General features: G+C 73.4%; 2 protein-coding genes and 1 pseudogene. All 3 read right to left on the reverse strand.

Annotated features, from left to right (window positions below):
• The coding region (locus AC2W7G_RS12050; RefSeq protein WP_485868655.1) for a potassium-transporting ATPase subunit C at window positions 1-192 on the reverse strand (192 nt) is incomplete at its 3' end.
• Window positions 193-197: 5 nt separating this feature from the next.
• A complete protein-coding gene (kdpB, locus tag AC2W7G_RS12055) occupies window positions 198-2,207 on the reverse strand; it encodes a potassium-transporting ATPase subunit KdpB (protein ID WP_485868656.1) in 2,010 nt (669 codons plus the stop codon).
• Window positions 2,208-2,263: 56 nt separating this feature from the next.
• Window positions 2,264-3,445 (reverse strand): annotated as a pseudogene (gene kdpA, locus AC2W7G_RS12060) (potassium-transporting ATPase subunit KdpA); the annotation flags it as partial.

Raw genomic sequence — 3,445 nt, forward strand, 5'->3', positions numbered from 1 at the left:
GACGGCCTCGTCGGGGTCGGTGGTGCGGTCGCCGTCGGCGGTGACGAGCGAGCCCTGCGACGCCCAGGGCGCCGCGACGGCCGCCACGCCCTGGACGAGCACCGGGTAGGCCAGGCCGAGCACGAGCGTCGCGACGACCATCGCGCGCAGGCCGGCCAGGCAGTGACGGGAGAAGGCGAACAGGGTCTTCACGGGACTCACGCTCCGGGGAGGGTCGAGACGACGAGGTCGATGAGCTTGATGCCGGCGAACGGGGCGACGACGCCGCCCAGGCCGTAGACCAGCAGGTTGCGGCGCAGCAGGGCCGAGGCCGAGCTGGGCGTGTAGCGGACGCCGCGCAGCGCCAGCGGGATGAGCGCGACGATGACGAGGGCGTTGAAGACGACGGCCGAGAGGATGGCCGACTCCGGGCTGGACAGGCGCATCACGTTGAGCACGTCCAGGCCCGGGAAGGCGACCACGAACATCGCCGGCAGGATCGCGAAGTACTTCGCGACGTCGTTGGCCACGGAGAACGTGGTGAGCGCCCCACGGGTGATGAGCAGCTGCTTGCCCACCTCGACGACGTCGATGAGCTTGGTCGGGTCCGAGTCGAGGTCGACCATGTTGCCGGCCTCCTTCGCAGCGCTCGTGCCGGTGTTCATCGCCACGCCGACGTCGGCCTGGGCCAGCGCGGGCGCGTCGTTGGTGCCGTCGCCGCACATGGCGACCATCCGGCCGCCGGCCTGCTCGCGGCGGATCAGCGCCAGCTTGTCCTCCGGCGTGGCCTCGGCCAGGACGTCGTCGACGCCGGCCTCCTCGCCGATCGCCTTGGCCGTCGTGGCGTTGTCGCCGGTGACCATGACGGTGCGGATGCCCATCGCCCGCAGCCGCTCGAACCGCTCGCGCATGCCGGCCTTCACGACGTCCTTGAGCTGCACGACGCCCAGGACGCACGGGGTCTTGCCCGGCTCCTGCTCGGCGACGACCAGGGGCGTCCCGCCGGTGCGGCTGATGCCCTCGACGAGCTCGGCGACCTGGTGCGGCACCGTGCCGTGCTCCTCCTCGACCCAGCGCTGCACCGCCGAGGCGGCGCCCTTTGCGGACGCGCCGGCCCGGCAGGATCGACGCCCGCTCATGCGGGTGGACGCGGAGAAGGGCACGAGCGTGGCCGACGCCGGCACCGGGTGGCGTCCGTCGTCGCCGTGCACGAGCCGGACGATGCTGCGGCCCTCGGGCGTCTCGTCGGCCAGCGACGACAGCAGCGCGGCGTCGGCGAGCTCGGCGCTCTCGACGCCGGAGAGGGGCAGGAGCGCGCACGCCTGGCGGTTGCCGTAGGTGATGGTGCCGGTCTTGTCGAGCAGCAGGACGTCCACGTCGCCGGCGGCCTCGACCGCCCGTCCGGACATCGCCAGCACGTTGCGCTGGAGCAGCCGGTCCATGCCGGCGATGCCGATGGCCGACAGCAGGGCGCTGATCGTGGTCGGGATGAGGCACACCAGCAGCGCGGTCAGCACGAGCGCGGACTGCTGGGCGCCGCTGTGGTCGGCGACGAAGTACAGCGTCACGACCACGACCAGGAAGATCGCAGTGAGGGCGCCGAGCAGGACGCCGAGGGCGACCTCGTTCGGCGTGCGCTGGCGCTGCGAGCCCTCGACCAGCGCGATCATCCGGTCGACGAAGGAGTGTCCCGGCTCGCTGGAGATCCGCACGACGATCCGGTCCGACAGCACGACGGTGCCGCCGGTGACGGCCGAGCGGTCGCCGCCGGCCTCGCGGATGACCGGTGCGGACTCGCCGGTCACGGCCGACTCGTCGACGGACGCGACGCCCTCGACGACGTCGCCGTCGCCCCGGGGATGCGCTCGCCGGCCGGTCACGACGACCAGGTCGCCGGGCCGCAGGGACGTGCTGGGGACGACCTCGGCGGGCTTCTCGAGCAGGGAGCCGCGGGCCGGGTCGGGCCGGCCGGTGAGCCGGTAGGCGGTGGTCTCCTCCTGCAGGGCCCGCAGGCTGTCGGCCTGGGCCTTGCCGCGGCCCTCGGCCACGGCCTCGGCGAGGTTGCCGAACAGGACGGTCAGCCACAGCCAGACGGTGACGCCCACGCTGACGAAGCCGGGGTCGAGCACGGTCAGGACCGTGGTCAGCACGGCGCCGAGCTCGACGACGAGCATGACCGGGGTGGCCAGCAGCTCGCGCGGGTCGAGCTTGCGCAGCGCCGCGGGCAGCGCCTCGCGCAGCTGGGCGGACAGGGCGCGCCGCTGGGGCGCGGGGGACGGTGCGTTCACGAGAGGGACTCCACGATCGGGCCGAGCACGAGCACCGGCACATAGGTGAGGCCGACGACCACGACGGCGACGGCGGACAGCAGGCCCACGAACAGCGCTCGGTGGGTGGGCAGGGTGCCGGCGCCCGGCGGGACGCTCTGCGCCGCCGAGAAGCGTCCGGCCAGCGCCAGGACGAGGACGATCGGCACGAAGCGGCCCAGCAGCATGCAGGTGCCGAGCAGGGTGTTCCAGAACGGCGTCCCGGACGTGAGCCCGCCGAACGCGCTGCCGTTGTTGTTGGCCGCGGACGTCACCGCGTACAGCGCCTCGGACAGCCCGTGCGGGCCGGACTCCTGGAGGCCGGCCAGGCCGGGGCCGACGCTGAGCGCCAGGGCCGTGCCGGTCAGCACGAGCACCGGGGTGGTCAGCACGTAGAGCGCGACCAGGACGATCTCGCGCTGGCCGATCTTCTTGCCCAGGTACTCCGGCGTCCGGCCGACCATGAGCCCGGCGAGGAAGACCGCGACGACGGCGAGCACGAGCATCCCGTACAGGCCCGAGCCGACGCCGCCGGGCGCGATCTCGCCCAGCATCATGTTGAACAGCGTCAGGCCGCCGCCGGGGGCGGTGAAGGAGTCGTGCATGGCGTTGACCGCGCCGGTCGAGGTGCCGGTGGTGGCGGCGCCGAACAGGGCCGAGCCGGCCTCGCCGAAGCGGACCTCCTTGCCCTCCATCGCCCCGCCGGCCAGCGTCGGCGCGGTGCCGGGACCGGCCATCTCGGCCCAGTGGAGCAGGGCGGTCGAGACGCCGAGCAGCAGCACCATCACGGCCAGGACGGCGCCACCCTGGCGCCGGTCCTTGACGATGAGGCCGAAGGCCCACGCCATCGCGAGCGGGACGAGCAGGATGAGGAAGATCTCGAGCAGGTTGGTGAACGGGGTGGGGTTCTCGAACGGGTGGGCGGAGTTGGCGTTGTAGAAGCCGCCGCCGTTGGTGCCGAGCTCCTTGATGACCTCCTGGCTGGCCACCGGGCCGCCGGGCACCCGCTGCGTGCCACCGGTCAGCGTGGTGACCTCGCGCGGGGCGTGCCAGCTCTGCACCACGCCGCCGATCGCCAGCGCCGTGGCGCCGACGACGGCGAGGGGGCAGCAGGACGCGGACGACGCTGCGCACCAGGTCGGTCCAGAAGCTGCCCAGGC

The sequence above is a fragment of the Aeromicrobium sp. PFPM2_SD2 genome, assembly GCF_057364525.1.